The organism is Pseudoalteromonas sp. (genome assembly GCF_041629635.1).
Classification (GTDB): Bacteria; Pseudomonadota; Gammaproteobacteria; order Enterobacterales; family Alteromonadaceae; genus Pseudoalteromonas.
The window spans coordinates 1-17,417 of record NZ_JBFKMX010000076.1; the positions used below are offsets into that span (position 1 = coordinate 1).

Consider the following 17,417-nt stretch of genomic DNA (forward strand, 5'->3'; position numbering starts at 1 on the left):
AATCCCTAACGGCTCTGCACTTTGCCATGCACCACGAGTAAAGTCAGGAATATCTACTGACTTCGCACGATTATTCAATGACTCAGCACTTAGAGGGCTAATTACCGACCACGCAGCGCCATCGTAAACATCTTGATCCAGTGGCTCACCATTACGCAGGCAGTAAATCATGCGCCAGAACATTAAGAAATCCATGCCGCCATGGCCACCATTGCGCTCGGCTTCTTTTCCCATTTTAACCCATAGTGGGTGGTCGTATTTATCGTACCAAGATTGCATATCGTAATCCCACTCGTGGAAATTACCACTGCCGCCCTCTTCTAACGCAATGCGATTTGGGAAACCTGCAAATACACCGTTGGTGCCTTGAATAAGATTATGACGAGAATACGGGCGTGGCGTTGTAGTATCGTGCTGAACCATAATAGTGCGGCCTTTCACTGTTTTAATCAGTGTGGTGCTCATATCACCGTTGATGTATTTGAGTTGATTGCGCTGATGGTCAGCAGGAAATTCTTTTTGCGCATAAAGCGCACGCCCAAGTGCCGGTGAACTCATTGAGGTTAAATAATCAAAACGATCGCCACGGTTAATATTCATATATTGCGATACAGGGCCTAAACCATGAGTGGGGTATAAATTACCATTACGTTTTGCATGCCAACCTGTTCGCCACGAACCCGTTTTAGTTTCAAGCTCTTTCATTTGCCAACGTAGCTCATGAATATAAGCCGCTTCGCCATGCAGTAACTCACCAAACAGACCTTGGCGCACCATGTTGAGTACCATTAACTCATCACGGCCGTAGTTTACGTTTTCCATCATCATACAGTTCTTTTGCGTGCGCTCGGCTGTATTAACAATGTCCCACATTTCTTCGACGGTGGTAGCAAGCGGCACTTCTACAAAGGCGTGTTTACCGCTTTCCATCGATTCAATGGCCATTGGCGCATGCCACTTCCAAGGCGTTGAAATAATAACAATATCGATATCTTGACGGTTTAACATATCGCGATAAGCGTATTCACTATTTCCGTACAAGGCAGGTTGTTTATGGCCATTATCTGTTAAGAATTTTGCTGAGCGCTCAAGCACTTCTTGGTGGTTATCACAAATTGCGACAATTTCAGCGCCTTCAATATGGCTCATGCGTTTAACATGGCCATAACCGCGTTGACCCACACCAATAAAACCAACACGTACCACATCCATTTTTGGTGCAATTAAGCCCATTACACTTTTGCCCTGCTGTTTTGCTGGTGTAAATTGATTATTTGACGTTGCGCAAGCAGCGGTTAAACCCGCAGCTGCGGTGACAGTTGCCGCTTTTAAAAAGCCGCGACGATCCATATTTTTCATCTGTGTATCCTTTGAACGTACTTTTCTTTTTTGTTATTTGATCGCATTGCTTATTTCAGGGGGAACAATGGAACAACTAAATACATAACTTTAAAAACAAAAAAGGCAGCTTTCGCTACCTTTTATTTATTTGAACAAAATCGCTTTCAATGTTTGTTCTTTTTTTAGTAAATCTTTATATAGCGCAAATTGGTTGCGTGCACGGTCAAGATTATGATTATCACGGTGAGTGGTAAAATAGTTATCACCATCGAGATAATCAGTTAAAAAACGCACGCCAATCATAAAAATCATCACTTTGGCGCCTAACCAAAAGCTTTGTTTTTCTTTATCTGACAAGACATTTTTGAGCGGCTCGACATAACCTTCAACAATTGAAGCAAAGATATTTTCGCGCACTTTTACTTTATCTAAGTTAGTTGAATCTTCCGCTTCTGGTGAGCAGAAAGTGCGAACCATATCGCCAAAGTCAAACATCCAGTAACCCGGCATACAGGTATCTAAATCAATAACGGCTTTTGCTTGGTCAGACTTTTTACAAAATAGCATATTGTTGATTTTGGTATCGTTATGACAAGCACGTACGGGTAAATCAGGTACAACTTCATCAATCTCTTCAAGCAATTGACCCTGTTCCTGACAAAATGCGATTTCAGCTCTACACTTAGCAACTCGCGCAACTTTGTCTGCAGTCACTGCTTTATCAAGTGCTGAAATACGCATTGCTAAATTATGAAAATTTGGAATAACAGTTTTTAAACTGTCTGCTTCAAAATCATCAAGTGCTTTTGCAAACTGGCCAAATGCGCCAGCAGCAATTTTTGCTTTTTCACTTGATTCAACTACATCTTCACTGTAGCTGCCGCCAATAAACTCAAGTGCACGCCACGTTTCGCCATTAAAGCGAATTAAATGACTATCATCTTGCGTTGCTACATGTTTTATAACATCAAGATCATAAGCATTTTTTGCTGCTTTTTTGGTTAGGTGTTGCTCAATTTTACGCGCATTCGATACTAGCGCTTCAGAATCAGGAAATACCTGGGTATTTAACTTTTGCACTACTAAATGCTTTCTCGGCGAACTTAGCAGTAATGTTGTATTGATGTGGCCACTGCCAATCGGTTTTATTGATATATCGTCCTGCCCTAAACCAAATTGGTCTGACAAAACTAACGCTTGCTCTTGATACGTCATTGTAATCTCTCGCAACTGCTTTTACTTACTCACTTAATTGCGCAGCAACATGATGCAAATCATCGCTATAGGTTACACCCAGCCACTGTTCCTTGGCAGGGTGTAACTCAACAATTTGCCCATGCTCAGCAATTAAATACTGAATTTGGTCCGGTAAAAAAAACTCACCATTGATAGCGCTGTCATCCATTTTCAAAAAGTCGATGAAGCCATCTTCCAACTGGGTGAATATCTTAAAACTAAGTGCCCAAATGGTCATTGATGCATATACCTCTGATGAAAGTGACACTTTATCACCAGAAGGTGTTTCACCGTTAAGATCTGCATCAATATTTAATACTTCTGTGATTTTGTTTAGTAATCTGCCATTCAGCTCACAAATACCGCGATTAACCCCGCCTTGATGTGTTAGCGTACTGACCAATGGGTAACCTAACAAACGCCAACACCCGTTATTTTGCCAATCATTAAGCAAGGTTGAAAAAGCCGATTTTCCATAATAATCATCAGCAGTAATAACCACAAAATACGTTTTCACAAATGATTTAGCTGTTAATAGCGCATGTCCTGTGCCCCAAGGTTTTTCACGAACACTGCTTTTTTGTTGGTAATGAGGCGGCACATCTGAGATAGACTGAATAGCCAAATCAACGCTTAAGTTTGGGTTTAATCTGGGTAAAATGTGTGCTTCAACAGTCTCTTTGATTGTTGCATTCACAACTAACACTAAATGGCGAATGCCCGCATCGAATGCATCTTGAATGCTTAATTCAAGCAAGGTTTTGCCAATACCTGGCACTTCAGCAAGTTGTTTATTTCCGCCAAAACGTCGGCCTAAACCGCCCGCTAAAATAACTAAACTAACATCGCATGGATTAATTTTTGCGCTTGATGTGCTATTACCACAACTTCCGTGCACCATAAACTTTGCAGAATTATTAAACTAAACAAGCGTTAAATTCTACAAGGCTTTCTGAGCAAATGCATTAACTAATTTAACGCAGCAATAGTTGCATTTACGCTCCTTCCAGCCAAACTAAGGCATCGTGGTGATTATCAAAAGACTTTATTTCGCCCGGCATAAACCAGTTAGATACTTGTGCAACTCCTTTTTGCCATCGTTGAGAGCAAATAACCGCAACTTTATCAAATTCGCAGCGATGCTTCATACCAAATTTAAAGTCATCCCATGCGGCGTTCATTGTCCAACCATCGAGCTCTGTGATATCAATAAGTACATTCAGCTTTGGCTCCTTCACCTCACTTAACGCTGACTCAATGGTGGGCACCATATACTGATAGTCATCATGATGCAGCTTACCGAATGCACGAATATGAATAAAAAACGTACTTTTTACACGACTTAAGCCAATACTAATACCATGTGGTTTCATTTGCTTTCCTACTCTCAATTATGTTTTCAGATTAAACAAAACAGCCTAACACTACTTTGATATTAGCCAACTTTCAGACAATAAAAAAGCGCTATAGCAGCGCTTTAAAAGACTTATTGATTAATGATTGATGTTTAGTGCTCTTCATTAACAATATTTAAATTGTACTTTGGAATTTCAACCACCAAGTCCTCATCAGCGATAATTGCCTGACAGCCAAGGCGCGATTCAGGCTCTAAACCCCAGGCTTTATCAAGCATGTCATCTTCCAGCTCATCGCTTTCTTCAAGCGAATCAAATCCTTCACGCACGATGATATGACACGTTGTACATGCACATGATTTTTCACACGCATGTGGAATTGAAATGCCATTTTTAAGTGCGACATCTAGTACTGTTTCGCCAGTTGGCGCTTCGATTGCTGCACCTTCAGGACAAAGCTCTTCGTGTGGTAAGAAAATAATTTGTGGCATATTAAACCTCATCTACCGACTGGCCAGTTAAAGCCTGTTTAATTGAATCGTCCATACGGCGTGATGCAAACTCACTGCTTGCTTTATCAATTGCTTCGATGGCTGATTTTAATTGGTCTGGCGTTGTCGCCGTTTCGCGAAGAACGGCAAGTTTGCTGATTTCGCTTTCTAATTCACTTTTCTCATCGCTTGAAAGTAAGTAACCACTTTGTGCGATAGATGCATTCAGTGCTTCAATTACACGCAGTGCTTCAACTTGCTGCTCTTTTAGCATGCGCGCTTGCATATCGTCTTTAGCATTGACCATTGATGATTTAATCATATCGGCAACCTGGTCATCTGATAAACCAAACGATGGTTTAACCTGAATTTCTGATTGCACGCCTGTTGATTTTTCCATAGCGCTAACACTTAACAAGCCATCTGCATCCACCTTAAAGGTTACACGAATATGTGCCGCCCCCGCAGCCATTGGCGGAATACCTTTTAGGCTGAATTTAGCAAGCGAACGACAATCATCTACCAGTTCACGCTCACCTTGTAACACGTGTAAAGACATTGCCGTTTGGCCATCTTTAAAGGTAGTGAATTCTTGTGCGCGAGCCACAGGAATAGTGGTGTTACGCGGAATAATTTTCTCAACCAAGCCGCCCATAGTCTCTAAACCGAGTGACAGCGGTAATACATCAAGCAGTAACATATCTGAATCAGGTTTATTTCCCACTAAGATATCTGCTTGAATTGCAGCACCGATTGCAACAACTTGGTCTGGGTCAATTGAGGTTAATGGTTCTTGGCCGAAAAATTCACCCACTTGCTCACGCACGATTGGCATGCGTGTAGAACCACCTACCATAACCACTTCAAGTACCTCTTCTTTTTCAACGCCCGCATCTTTTAGTGCGCGACGAGAAGCGCGAAGTGTTTTCTTAACTAAGCTTTCTGCTAATTGGTTGAAGAAATCTTTGGTTACTTCGATAGTAAACTGCTTGTCACCTAAATCTAAACCAACGTTTACAAGGTTGTAGCTAGTAAGTGCTTCTTTACACGCACGCGCTTTTTCCATAAATAAGCGAAGCGTATCTGCATTAGGTGTATCAATGCCGGTTTGTTCTTTAAAGTAACTTACTAGCAGTGCGTCAAAGTCATCGCCGCCAAGCGCTGAATCACCACCGGTTGACAGTACTTCAAACACACCTTTATTTAAGCGAAGAATTGACACATCAAAGGTACCGCCACCTAAGTCGTAAACGGCGATAACACCTTCTTTGCCTGAATCCAAACCATAGGCAACTGCGGCTGCGGTTGGTTCGTTGAGTAAACGCAATACTTTTAAGCCTGCAAGCTCTGCAGCATCTTTGGTACCTTGGCGCTGTGCATCATCAAAATACGCAGGTACAGTGATTACCGCACCGGTAATTTCTTCACCGCCAAAACTATCCATTGCACGCGCTTTTAACGCTTTTAAGATTTCACTTGATGCTTGAATAGGATTGATATGACCTTGACGTGTTTGAATTGCTAATACGTCGTTTTCATTGCTAAATTGATACGGTAGGCTATCGGCAATTTCGCTGATTTCTTGGAATGATTTACCAAGAAATCGCTTCACTGAAATTAATGTATTTGCAGCATCGAGTGGCGCATCTTTCTTGGCTTTTTCACCAACGGTAATGTCGTTTTCGCCGTAATGCACTGCTGAAGGTAAAATTGTTTTACCCATTAAATCTGGCAGCACTTTGCTCTGGCCACTTTGTACCGTTGCTACCAGCGAGTTCGTGGTTCCTAAGTCAATGCCAACTGCTAATTTGTGCTCATGGGGAGATGCACTTTGGCCTGGTTCTGCTATTTGGAGTAACATGTTTCTCGCGTCCTAATTAGTCATCGAAAAGCGAATCTTCGATGCGCTCTAATTCTTCTCGTAATTTATAAATAAACTTAAGTTTGCGTACAATATCGGCAGCGATTAAAAGTTCGCTCTGCTCGTTACTGTCGATGTACTTTTTGAGCTCTGCATAATAGTCTTGATGAAGTGCTTTTACATGGCTTTCAAATTGTTCAATGGCCGCTTCAGGATCTGCTGCGCCAGCTATTTCGCTAAGCTCTTCACGCAATTCCATTTGTTGCATTAAAAATTCAGGGTCTTGCAAGGTTTGCTGCTCAGCACGAATATCAATGTGCTTTTCAGCAAGCATATATTCGGCGCGCTTAAGTGGTTGCTTTAGTACTTGCAATGCATCATTTAACTCAGCGGTTTTTTGCACAGCAAGTAGTTGTTGCTGTGAACTTAAGCTGGCATGACGATCAGGGTGAAGAATTTTTTGCAGTTCGAGATAGCGTGCATTAACGATAATAAGGTCAACATCAAATTGAACAGGGATTGCAAATAACTCAAAGTATTTCATAGTAACGAAAAATCCTCGCTCTTAATTGCACACAAGCCCCGCAATTGCAGGGCTTAAGAAACGGTATTAAACAGGGTGTGTTAAACAGTGAAGCTTTCGCCGCAGCCACACTCACCATTTTGATTAGGGTTGTTAAACTTAAACCCTTCGTTTAGGCCTTCTTTAACAAAATCCAGTTCAGTACCATCGATGTAGACAAGGCTTTTAGCATCAACAATAACGGTTACGCCATTGTGCTCAAAAGTTTCATCACCATCTGCGAGTTCATCAACAAATTCTAAAACATATGCAAGGCCTGAACAGCCTGTGGTTTTAATACCAACACGCAGGCCAAGACCTTTACCACGATTGGTTAAAAATGAACGTACGCGATCTGCTGCTGCATCAGTTAAAGTAATTGCCATAAATTATTCACCGTGCTTTTTTTTGTAATCAGCAATCGCTGCTTGGATTGCATCTTCCGCTAAAATTGAACAGTGAATTTTAACTGGTGGTAATTCTAACTCAGCAGTGATATCAGTGTTTTTGATTTCCGCCGCTTCATCTAAGCTTTTACCTTTAACCCATTCAGTTACCAGTGAAGAAGATGCAATTGCACTACCACACCCGTAAGTTTTGAACTTCGCATCTTCGATAATACCATCATCAGATACTTTAATTTGCAACTTCATTACGTCACCACACGCTGGTGCGCCAACCATGCCCGTTGCTACGCTTGGGTCATTCTTATCGAAAGAACCTACGTTACGTGGATTCTCTACATGGTCAATTACTTTGTCACTATATGCCATTGCTTGTTACCTCAATACCCAATTCATTTAATTAGTGGTGTGTCCACTCAACTGACTCTAAATCAACACCGTCTTTAAACATTTCCCAAAGTGGAGACATTTCGCGTAAACGGCCAATTGAGTCTTTGATTAGCTGAACAGTGTAGTCAATCTCTTCTTCTGTCGTAAAACGACCAATACTAAAACGAATTGAGCTATGTGCTAATTCGTCGTTACGTCCAAGAGCACGTAACACATAAGATGGTTCTAAACTTGCTGATGTACAGGCAGAACCAGAAGATACTGCGATATCTTTTAGCGCCATAAGCAGTGATTCACCTTCAACATAGTTGAAAGAAATGTTCACAATACCTGGCACAGATTGGTCTGGCGTACCGTTGAAGTAAACTTCTTCGATATCAGACATAATGCCATCGATTAAGCGCTTACGAAGTGCTGAAATGTGCGCGTGGTCTTTGTCAAAGTCTTCTTTTGCAATTTTGAACGCTTGACCCATACCCACGATTTGGTGAGTAGCAAGTGTACCAGAACGCATACCACGCTCATGACCACCACCGTGCATTTGAGCTTCTAAACGTGCACGCGGCTTACGACGTACGTAAAGTGCACCAATACCTTTCGGGCCATATACTTTGTGACCAGAGAAAGACATAAAATCAACTTTCAGTGCTTGCATGTCGATTTTTACTTTACCTGCACTTTGTGCACCATCAACATGGAACATAATTTTACGTTCGCGACACATTTCGCCAATTGTAGCGATATCTTGTACAACACCCAGCTCGTTATTTACGTGCATTACGCTCACAAGTACGGTGTCATCACGCATTGCTGCTTCTAGCTTTTTAAGATCGAGTAAACCGTTTTCTTCAACATCCATATAGGTTACTTCAAAACCTTGACGCTCAAGTTCACGACACGTATCTAATACTGCTTTATGCTCAGTTTTAACTGTGATTACGTGCTTACCTTTCTTCGCATAGAAGTTTGCAGCACCTTTAATTGCCAAGTTATTTGATTCGGTTGCACCTGAAGTAAATACGATTTCACGTGGATCTGCGTTGATTAATTCAGCGATATCATGACGCGCTTGGTCAACCGCTTCTTCTGCCTGCCAACCAAAACGGTGTGAACGAGAAGCTGGGTTACCAAAGTTGCCATCCATTGTTAGACACTGCATCATAGCATCAGCTACACGCGGGTCGACAGGTGTTGTGGCGGCATAATCTAAATAAATTGGTAACTTCATATTTACTTGCTCCGAATTGCTACATTTGGCAACTAATGTTGATATTTTCGAGTTGGCTGAGTGACTTCTCAACGGCTTTTTCTACTGCCTGATCTTGACGGTCAGCAACACGTTGCACATCTTTTTTGGCAACGAGCTCAGCTAACGTAATACTGTTTAAAAACTCTTCGATGCGCTGACTTAGCTCACTCCATAACGAGTGTGTTAAACAGCGAACACCATTTTGGCAATCGCCTTCACCACCACAACGAGTGGCATCTACCGATTCATTGACTGCAGAAATAATATCACCCACAGATATTTCAGATGCTTCTTTACCTAGTAAGTAACCACCACCCGGGCCGCGAACAGAACGTACTAAATCTTGCTTGCGCAAACGCGAAAATAACTGTTCAAGGTATGAAAGTGAGATATCTTGTCTTTCTGAAATTTCAGCAAGGGGAACTGGGCCAATTTTAGTATGAAGCGCCACGTCTAATAATGCAGTAACTGCATATCGACCTTTCGACGTTAATTTCATGCTAAGCCCCCATAATCAATAAGAGTGCGAATTTTAATTACCTGACTAAGATAGTCAAGTATTTATTGTTCGCACTTAGGTTATTCTTTAGTCGCGTTGTTTCTCGTCTTCGCAACTAATAACCTAGTAATTTACTCAGGTATTATTTTAATTACCTGAGTAAATTAGTCAAGTATTGTCTTTATGCTATTCGCACTCTTTTTTTACGACTGATTTATCAATAGAGGTTAAAATGCCGCGTAAAATGTTAAGCTCTTGTTCTTCTGGGCGAGCACGATTAAATAAACGGCGTAACTTTGTCATTACCTGACCTGGGTGCTGCTTAATAATAAAGCCGGTATCAGACAAGGTTTTTTCTAAATGCTGATAAAATAGTTCCATTTGTTCTGAGCTTGGGTATACCGTATCATCTTGCTCAATAGGTTGTTCACCTTTAGCTAAATAGCGCATACGTGTTTCGTAACATAGTGTTTGCACTGCCATGGCTAAATTTAGCGATGAATATTCTGGATTAGCAGCGATGCACACATGGTAATTACACAGTTGTAATTCTTCATTGGTTAGACCGCTATTTTCACGACCAAATACTAATGCCACATCACCTTCTTGCTCTGTGCCTGTTAGTAGCTTGTCACCACACTCAACTGGGTCAACCATTGGCCAAGATAATGTACGTGAACGTGCGCTAGTGCCAATTACCGTATTACAATCAGCAATTGCTTCTTGTAGTGTATCTACCACAACAGCATTACCTAATACATCCGTTGCACCTGCAGCGAGTGCGCTTGCATGACTGTCGACCGGGTTTACTGGGTCTACTAGATAGAGCTTACTAAAGCCCATTGTTTTCATTGCACGTGCAACAGAACCAATATTACCTGTATGAGAAGTATTAACGAGTACGATACGAATTTTATCTAGCGTCATTAGTTGATCTTAAACTCTTAAATTTTATCTGGCGCGGATTTTAGCCTACTCATCTTTAAATTTCGACTATTACACCGCGAATAACGATTTTTTCGTTGGCAAGTTTGATCAATTCTTAACCAGAGATTAAATTTATTATTTTGGTTTACATCAGTAAAAAAGTCGCTAAAATAGCGCGGCTGAACTGAGCGGTGGTACCAATTAACCAAATCTCAGTAGTTAATGAGTTCTTTTAAAACCTAAAGGTAAAGCTATGCATCCAATGTTAAACATTGCGGTTCGCGCTGCGCGAAATGCAGGTAAAGTTATTCTTCAAAAATTTGAAGAGAGTGATAAAGTTGAAGTACTTCAAAAAGGTAGCAACGACTTTGTAACTAACGTAGACAAAGACGCGGAAGCAATGATTCGCGACACTATTTTAAAGTCTTACCCTAACCATAGCATTGTAGGCGAAGAGCTAGGTCAACAACTTGGCAGCGACGCTGATTACCTTTGGGTTATCGATCCTCTTGATGGTACAACAAACTTCATTAAGGGCATTCCTCACTTCGCGGTTTCTATTGCATTAAAAGTTAAAGGCCGTACAGAACAAGCTGTTGTTTACGATCCAATTCGTGGCGAGTTATTTACTGCAACTCGCGGTCAAGGCGCACAGCTTAACAGCAAGCGTATTCGCGTTAACAAAGCAACAGACCTTTCGGGCACTGTATTAGCAACTGGTTTCCCATTTAAGCATAAGCATCATATGGAAGAATATATGAATGCATTCAGTGCGTTATTTATTCACACTGCAGATATGCGTCGCGCTGGTTCTGCAGCACTTGATTTAGCATATGTTGCTGCTGGTCGTGTTGATGGTTTCTTTGAAATTGGCTTAAAGCCTTGGGATACAGCGGCAGGTCAACTACTTGTTAAAGAAGCAGGTGGTTTAGTAACTGACTTTGCTGGCGGTAACAACCAAGATAAGTCAGGCAATATTGTATGTGGTGCGCCAAAACTTGCACAAGCAATTGTAAAAGAGCTTCGCCCACACTTAAGCGATGCATTACTTAAATAATTGCTAGCTTTTACTAGGTTTTATAAATAAGGAAGCAATTTGCTTCCTTATTTTTTATACCAAAGCGCTTTATTGTCTAATATTGCTGCATCCGGAAAATAATCATTCTCAAGTTGGTGCTCTACGCGCTCATCCAGTTTTAATTTTGCGAGCGTATCTGCAAAGTAGTGATCAAATAACTTATCAAATCGCCCATTGCTCACCATTGCTAACAAACCACTTTCCAGTGCTGTAGCCAGTTCACTTTTGTTTTTATTTACAAAAAAGTAAAACGCTGCGGGATAACTGAGTAGATGCTGCTGCTCAATAGCCAAACCAAGTTTATTAAACTCCGCCAATTCATCTTGAATTTCAATTACGGAACGAGGGAAGTAATCAACTTGCCCACGCGATACCATCGTAAACATAGCAGGGTAATGGGCAAATGGTTTCACACGGTAGCCATTTTGCGCCAAAATTTTCGTATCAGGCCAATCGTGCCCCTGTACTGCTGTTAACAACTTAAACTTATCGTCGGTGATGGCACTGAATTCGGGTTGCCTTTGCTGATTTATCAGTGCAATGCGTTTACCTATTAAGCCCTTGAAAATAGGAATGGGAATGGCTGTGGCTATGGTTTCACGATCAGGGCTTGTCATGCCCCAATGAATATCCACGTCACCTTTACTCAGTTTTAGCAAGGTACGTTGCTGATGAGGGTGCACAGGGACATGCTCTAATTGATAAGCGTGATTTGCCAGTGCCATCTCTAACAAGCTAATAATATAATGATCTCTGGGATATAGCTTGCGCTGCTCTTTAGCTACTTTAACAACTTCGGTTGCCGCTGCTGAGCATATAGATAATGAAATAAGTGCTATAAAACAATATGGTACATTTATTCTCATATTACTTGCCCCAAATATAGCTCGAGTAATCTTAAGTTAAAGCAAGTTATTGATGAGGTAAAGCAAGTTATTGATGAGGTAAAGCAAGTTATTGATGAGGTAAAGCGATTGTTTTTCAATCACAGCTAATTCACTATTTTGCGACAGGTAACCTGACTATCGCCATTGTCGGTCGTCGGCGTTTGCAAATAAACAAATGGCTAGTCACAAAACGCTTCGCTTCTTTTTTTGCATCGGTGGCAAGTGCTGCTACTTGATGACTATTCTCACAATGTTCAATGTCTGGATTAACTAGGCCGATTGATAACGTAAGTAAAGGTACAAATTTTTTCTCACCTTCACGATTTGTCGCCCAGTAACCGCCTGCTGAGACATGCTCTGGGGTAAAATAGGCTTTTACCGCAGTTTCAAATTCAGTAATAATTTGTTGACACAACGCCTCACCAATACCACTTGAGCAAACCAACATAAAATCATCGCCACCAATATGCCCGATAAAGCAGTCTTTGCGATTGCACACACGACGACATATTTCGGCCAGTAGTTTTATTACCATATCACCACTGGCATAACCATAAAGGTCATTAAACTGTTTAAAGTGATTTAAATCGATATAGGCCAATTCAAAATTATGCTTTGCATTTAATCTGCGTTCGATATTTTCATTAATGGCCACATTACCCGGCAACATAGTTAACGGATTTGCATGTTGCGCGTTTTTAATTTTCTCATCGGTAATGTGCTTTAAAATATCGCGAATGGGCACTACGCCTAAATACGCACCTTCTTGTGTAACAATAATGTAGCGACGAATATCAAAGTCTGAGTCAGTAATTTTTTGACTTACTGAGTCCAGCGCTGTCAATCTATCAACAACCAGTGGCTGATTATCCATAATCTCAGTCACAGAGTGTTTTGCATGAAGTGCCGCACCATAGGTTGAGGAGAATAATTCCGACAGCTGATCTCGATGTAAAATACCAACTGGGCGACTCTCTTGATTTAATACTACTAAACTTTGCAGTGACTTATCTTGCTCAAAATACTTTTTCGCCATACCACAATTGGTTGAAGCCAAAATCGATTGCTGACTAAGCAGTAAATTACCAATAAAGCGTGAATAGTTTTGTGTGTTACGTGGCATATCAACGAGTTTTTGTGCAGCAATGCATTCAGCAAAGCTTTGACAGGGTGATAATGCGGGGCGCTCCAGTAAAAAACCCTGCGCTAATTCAACGCCTAAGCTTTTTAATAGTTCAAGTTCTTGCGTACGCTCGATACCTTCTGCGATAACCCGGGTGTTAGTGATTTTTGCAAGTTCCAATATCGAACGTAAAAACTCTTTTTTCACCACACTTTTATCGCAATGATCAATAAAGTAACGGTCAATCTTAACGATATCAGGTTTTAATTCAGACCACTGCTTTAAACCACTGTAACCTGAGCCAAAATCATCTATAGCAATATGCAATCCTAAATCGCGGTAATGCTTTATTGCTTCAAATAATAAATCACTTTCACAAAGTGGCTCTCGCTCGGTGATTTCGATAACGACACGAGAGGTTGGCAAGCCGTATTTCGCTAATAAATGAAGCGTTTCACCCTTAGGGTGAGTTGCTTGTAATAAGGTCGTTGGGCTCACATTAATAAATAACTTGCCTGGTAGACCTTGTTTTACAAAGTTTTCTATCGCTTTTTCACGGCAAAGTAATTCTAATTCGGATAGGCAAGCATCTTGTTCTGCTTGAGCAAAGAGTTCTAATGGACTGTATAAACTTGAATTTTCAGGCCCTCGTGATAGCGCTTCGTAGCCTAAAACCGTTTCTTGTTCAATATCAAGAATGGGTTGAAACAGCGTAGTAATCAAACGTTCTGACAAGATTGTTTTTAAGCTGTTCGATTGTTTCAAGTTTTGCATAATTCACCTCTTTACGGATGGCGAATATAGCAAGTGATAGTGACAAAAATATGTCAGTGATTAAGCATCAGAAAAGGTTGCAATTATTTCATTTTAAAATGACAACCTTCTGAAATTTAGGTTAGTTTAATGCTTTTTCTACTTGCGAGAAGTGTGCAATAACTTCAATAATTTCAAGCTCTGCACTTTCACGCATTTCAGAGCTATTGATGCCCATTGATGCCATCGCTTGTACCGTTGCAGGGTGAACCAGTAAATCTTTAGCATGGTAGCAGTTAGGATCATCAAATTTTGGTAATTTGCCATCTTCGTGGTAGCCCGCTTCAATTTCTTCAAGCGGTAAGGTAGGAATAATATCCGCTGCATTATTAAGTGCAGTTAGGTACTCATTACACTTTGGATGCTTAACAATAAATTGTGAAATAATCTCTTTAGAACTCGCCACAAGCTCAGCTGATTTTTGCGCAATATCAGCATCTGGTTTTGCTGTTTTAATCATACTAACGAGTTCTTTTGCACCTGCTTTATATACTGCGAGATCTTGATTAATAACAGGGGCTTCTGCCACTACTTCAGCGGTTGTTTGATTTTCACCGCACGCTGATAAAAGAGATACTGCCGCTAAAGAAACCAAAACAGATAACTTTGTCATTTTAATGCCTTTGAGAATGTTTATCATTTTCATGTATCATACTAAACACACAAAAAAAGACCAGTACTAACACTGGCCTTTTGCAAAATTATTACAACACTGCCAAATTAAGGCATATTGTCAAATTCAGCACCTTCTTTCTCAACTTCTTCAGGGATCAGGTCTTCTTTGCTGATACCCATCATTACCGCAACAGAACTTGCTACGTAAACAGAAGAGTAAGTACCGATAAATACACCAAACAGTAGCGCTGTTGCAAAACCATGAATGGTTTCGCCACCCCATACAAATAGCGCAACAAGTACCAAAATCGTGGTAATTGATGTTACTAATGTACGGTTAAGTGTTTGTGTAAGTGAAATATCTACAATTTCAATGGTATCGTCGATGCGAATTTTACGGAAATTCTCACGAATACGGTCAGATACAACAATCGTATCGTTGAGTGAATAACCTATAACCGCAAGCACCGCTGCAAGCACGGTTAAGTCAAATGGTAGGCCTAAAATAGAGAAAAGACCTACGGTTAACAGAACATCGTGCGCAAGCGCTGCTACCGCGCCAACCGCAAAACGCCATTCAAAGCGCATAGCAACGTAAAGCAAAATACAGATTAGCGCTGTTAACATTGCTAAGCCGCCCTGCTCTTTTAAATCTTCACCAACACTTGGACCAACAAACTCAATTGAGCGGATCTCAACTTTTTGACCCGCTTGAACAAGAATATCGAGTACTTGGTTACTGATCATATCAGCCTTTTCACCTTCACGTGGTTCAAGGCGAATTTTTACGTCCTTACTCGAGCCAAACAGCTGGACCTGCGCATCAGGGAAGCCATTTTCATGAAGCGCTGAACGCACAACTTTAAGATCTGCTGCTTGCTCAAATCCAACTTCTACCGTGGTACCACCGGTGAAATCCAAACCAAAGTTCATACCTTTGGTAAAAAACGACACAAAAGAAGCAAGGATCAACAGTGTTGAAATTGTCATTGCGATTTTACGCAATGACATAAACTTAAGTGTTTCGTTTAACTTTAATAACTGCATCACACTCTCCTAGATAGATAACTTCTCAATGCGCTTACCACCAAGTAACGCGTTAACAATTGCACGCGTACCAACAATAGCGGTGAACATTGACGTTACAATACCGATAGCAAGAGTGATTGCGAATCCTTGAATAGGACCTGTACCAATTGCGTACAAAATCACAGCTGCGATTAAGGTTGTGATATTAGCATCGAAAATGGTGCTAAATGCACTATCGTAACCATGGTGAATTGCTTGCTGTGGACTGCGTCCGTCAGCCAATTCTTCACGAATACGTTCAAAAATAAGTACGTTTGCATCAACCGCCATACCAACGGTAAGTACGATACCGGCAATACCTGGTAAGGTGAGTGTTGCACCCGCAAGTACTGACATAGCACCAACAATTAACACTAGGTTTAATCCCAGCGCAATGTTTGCAATCAAGCCAAAACCTTTGTAGTAAAGCAGCATAAATACCAGTACGAAAACAAAACCGAGTACTACCGCAGTAATCCCTTTTTCAACGTTTTCAGCACCCATACTTGGACCAATGGTACTTTCAGCAACAATTTGAATTGGTGCTACAAGCGCACCTGCACGTAACATTTCAGATAAATGCTGCGCTTTTGCTGGTGTATCAATACCTGTGATTTGGAAACGACGACCTAAACGCTCATTGATAGTCGCCTGGTTAATTACTTCTTCATGTTTGATTGGTGGTAATGCTTTACCATTTTCATCAACCTTGCCCGATGGACGGTACTCGATGAACACAATCGCCATTAAGTTACCAACTTCATCTTTAGTAAACGCAGCCATTTTTGAGCCACCTTTACTATCAAGTTGCAAACTAACTTGCGGACGTTGATATTGGTCATAACCCGCTTGTGCACCGGTAATATGAGAACCTTCAAGCATTACGCGTTTTTTCAGTAATACTGGACGACCATATTGGTCATTGATTACTTCTGAACCCGGCGGCATGCGACCCGCTAACGCATCGCGAACGTCGTTATCTTGGTCTACCATGCGTAGCTCAAGTGTTGCTGCTGAACCTAAAATTTCTTTCGCACGTGCAGGGTCTTGAATACCCGGTAATTGCACTAAGATACGCTCTTTACCTTGGCGCTGAACATTTGGCTCAGCTACACCAATTTGGTTAATACGCTTACGAATAATGATTAAGTTTTGTGAAATCGCATAATCGCGAATTTCTTTCAACTTAGCTTCTGTAAGTCTTACGTTGAATGCTAGGTCATTGCCGCGGTCATCGCGAAACTCTAGCATTGGGTTGTTCTTTTGTAGGAAGCTTTCAGCCGCATCTTTGTCTTCGTTATTACGGAAAACAAGTTGAACACGGTCAGAGTTTGCGACTTCGCGAATACTGCGGTAGCGGATTTTCTGCTCACGTAAATCAGAACGGAAATCTTGTTGCATTTGCTTAAGTTGGTTGTTGATTGCTGTTTGCATATCAACTTCCATCGTAAATTCAACACCACCACGTAAATCTAGGCCTAACTTCATCGGCGCACCGCCCAAGTTTTCAAGCCATGC

Annotated in this window: 18 protein-coding genes; 1 reads left to right on the top strand and 17 read right to left on the bottom strand. The window is 41.1% G+C overall.

The window, feature by feature from the left end; all coding sequences use genetic code 11:
* From ABYD77_RS11660 to trmJ, 12 genes are all read right to left on the bottom strand, one after another.
* Positions 1 to 1,359 (bottom strand): Gfo/Idh/MocA family protein (locus ABYD77_RS11660; RefSeq protein WP_372770043.1); only part of this gene is annotated, 1,359 nt, incomplete at its 3' end.
* A 126-nt stretch (positions 1,360 to 1,485) separates the two neighbouring features.
* Positions 1,486 to 2,556, bottom strand: coding sequence for a phosphotransferase enzyme family protein (locus tag ABYD77_RS11665; RefSeq protein ID WP_372770045.1), 1,071 nt, complete (start codon positions 2,554 to 2,556; stop codon positions 1,486 to 1,488).
* A gap of 25 nt (positions 2,557 to 2,581) precedes the next feature.
* A complete protein-coding gene (locus ABYD77_RS11670) occupies positions 2,582 to 3,478 on the bottom strand; it encodes an NDP-sugar synthase (RefSeq protein ID WP_372770047.1) in 897 nt (298 codons plus the stop codon).
* Positions 3,479 to 3,572: 94 nt separating this feature from the next.
* Positions 3,573 to 3,950 carry an STAS/SEC14 domain-containing protein gene (locus tag ABYD77_RS11675; RefSeq protein ID WP_372770049.1) on the bottom strand — a complete coding sequence of 126 codons (378 nt, stop codon included), beginning with the start codon at positions 3,948 to 3,950 and terminating at the stop codon, positions 3,573 to 3,575.
* Between the two features lie 134 nt (positions 3,951 to 4,084).
* Positions 4,085 to 4,423 carry an ISC system 2Fe-2S type ferredoxin gene (gene fdx / locus ABYD77_RS11680; RefSeq protein ID WP_274762863.1) on the bottom strand — a complete coding sequence of 113 codons (339 nt, stop codon included), beginning with the start codon at positions 4,421 to 4,423 and terminating at the stop codon, positions 4,085 to 4,087.
* Position 4,424: 1 nt separating this feature from the next.
* Positions 4,425 to 6,284: a Fe-S protein assembly chaperone HscA gene (gene hscA / locus ABYD77_RS11685; protein WP_372770051.1), complete on the bottom strand. Its 1,860-nt coding sequence runs from the start codon at positions 6,282 to 6,284 to the stop codon at positions 4,425 to 4,427.
* 16 nt (positions 6,285 to 6,300) lie between these two features.
* Positions 6,301 to 6,828 (bottom strand): co-chaperone HscB, encoded by a 528-nt coding sequence (gene hscB, locus ABYD77_RS11690; RefSeq protein ID WP_372770053.1) that lies wholly within the window; start codon positions 6,826 to 6,828, stop codon positions 6,301 to 6,303.
* Between the two features lie 80 nt (positions 6,829 to 6,908).
* Positions 6,909 to 7,232, bottom strand: a complete 324-nt coding sequence (gene iscA, locus ABYD77_RS11695; RefSeq protein ID WP_372770055.1) for an iron-sulfur cluster assembly protein IscA — start codon at positions 7,230 to 7,232, stop codon at positions 6,909 to 6,911.
* A 3-nt stretch (positions 7,233 to 7,235) separates the two neighbouring features.
* On the bottom strand, positions 7,236 to 7,619 hold the full coding sequence (gene iscU / locus ABYD77_RS11700; RefSeq protein ID WP_372770057.1) for a Fe-S cluster assembly scaffold IscU: 384 nt from the start codon (positions 7,617 to 7,619) through the stop codon (positions 7,236 to 7,238).
* A 31-nt stretch (positions 7,620 to 7,650) separates the two neighbouring features.
* Entirely contained in the window at positions 7,651 to 8,868 is a 1,218-nt protein-coding gene (locus tag ABYD77_RS11705; protein WP_372770059.1) for an IscS subfamily cysteine desulfurase, read from the bottom strand.
* Positions 8,869 to 8,887: 19 nt separating this feature from the next.
* A complete protein-coding gene (iscR, locus tag ABYD77_RS11710) occupies positions 8,888 to 9,388 on the bottom strand; it encodes a Fe-S cluster assembly transcriptional regulator IscR (protein WP_372770061.1) in 501 nt (166 codons plus the stop codon).
* 186 nt (positions 9,389 to 9,574) lie between these two features.
* A complete protein-coding gene (gene trmJ / locus ABYD77_RS11715; protein ID WP_372770063.1) occupies positions 9,575 to 10,315 on the bottom strand; it encodes a tRNA (cytosine(32)/uridine(32)-2'-O)-methyltransferase TrmJ in 741 nt (246 codons plus the stop codon).
* A gap of 253 nt (positions 10,316 to 10,568) precedes the next feature.
* Here trmJ and suhB point away from each other — a divergent pair, with 253 nt between their 5' ends.
* Complete coding sequence (suhB, locus tag ABYD77_RS11720) at positions 10,569 to 11,372, top strand: inositol-1-monophosphatase (RefSeq protein WP_372770065.1); 804 nt, start codon at positions 10,569 to 10,571, stop codon at positions 11,370 to 11,372.
* A 47-nt stretch (positions 11,373 to 11,419) separates the two neighbouring features.
* On the opposite strand, the gene ABYD77_RS11725 is transcribed toward suhB, so the two are convergent.
* The 5 genes from ABYD77_RS11725 to secD form a co-directional block, all read right to left on the bottom strand.
* Complete coding sequence (locus tag ABYD77_RS11725) at positions 11,420 to 12,259, bottom strand: substrate-binding periplasmic protein (RefSeq protein WP_372770067.1); 840 nt, start codon at positions 12,257 to 12,259, stop codon at positions 11,420 to 11,422.
* Between the two features lie 133 nt (positions 12,260 to 12,392).
* Entirely contained in the window at positions 12,393 to 14,177 is a 1,785-nt protein-coding gene (locus ABYD77_RS11730; protein ID WP_372770069.1) for a GGDEF domain-containing protein, read from the bottom strand.
* 121 nt (positions 14,178 to 14,298) lie between these two features.
* Positions 14,299 to 14,829: a hypothetical protein gene (locus tag ABYD77_RS11735; RefSeq protein WP_372770071.1), complete on the bottom strand. Its 531-nt coding sequence runs from the start codon at positions 14,827 to 14,829 to the stop codon at positions 14,299 to 14,301.
* 107 nt (positions 14,830 to 14,936) lie between these two features.
* The gene (secF, locus tag ABYD77_RS11740) at positions 14,937 to 15,878 is read right to left on the bottom strand and encodes a protein translocase subunit SecF (RefSeq protein WP_372770073.1); all 942 of its coding nucleotides are present in this window, start codon (positions 15,876 to 15,878) and stop codon (positions 14,937 to 14,939) included.
* A gap of 9 nt (positions 15,879 to 15,887) precedes the next feature.
* A partial coding sequence (secD, locus tag ABYD77_RS11745; protein ID WP_372770075.1) for a protein translocase subunit SecD occupies positions 15,888 to 17,417 on the bottom strand: 1,530 nt, incomplete at its 5' end.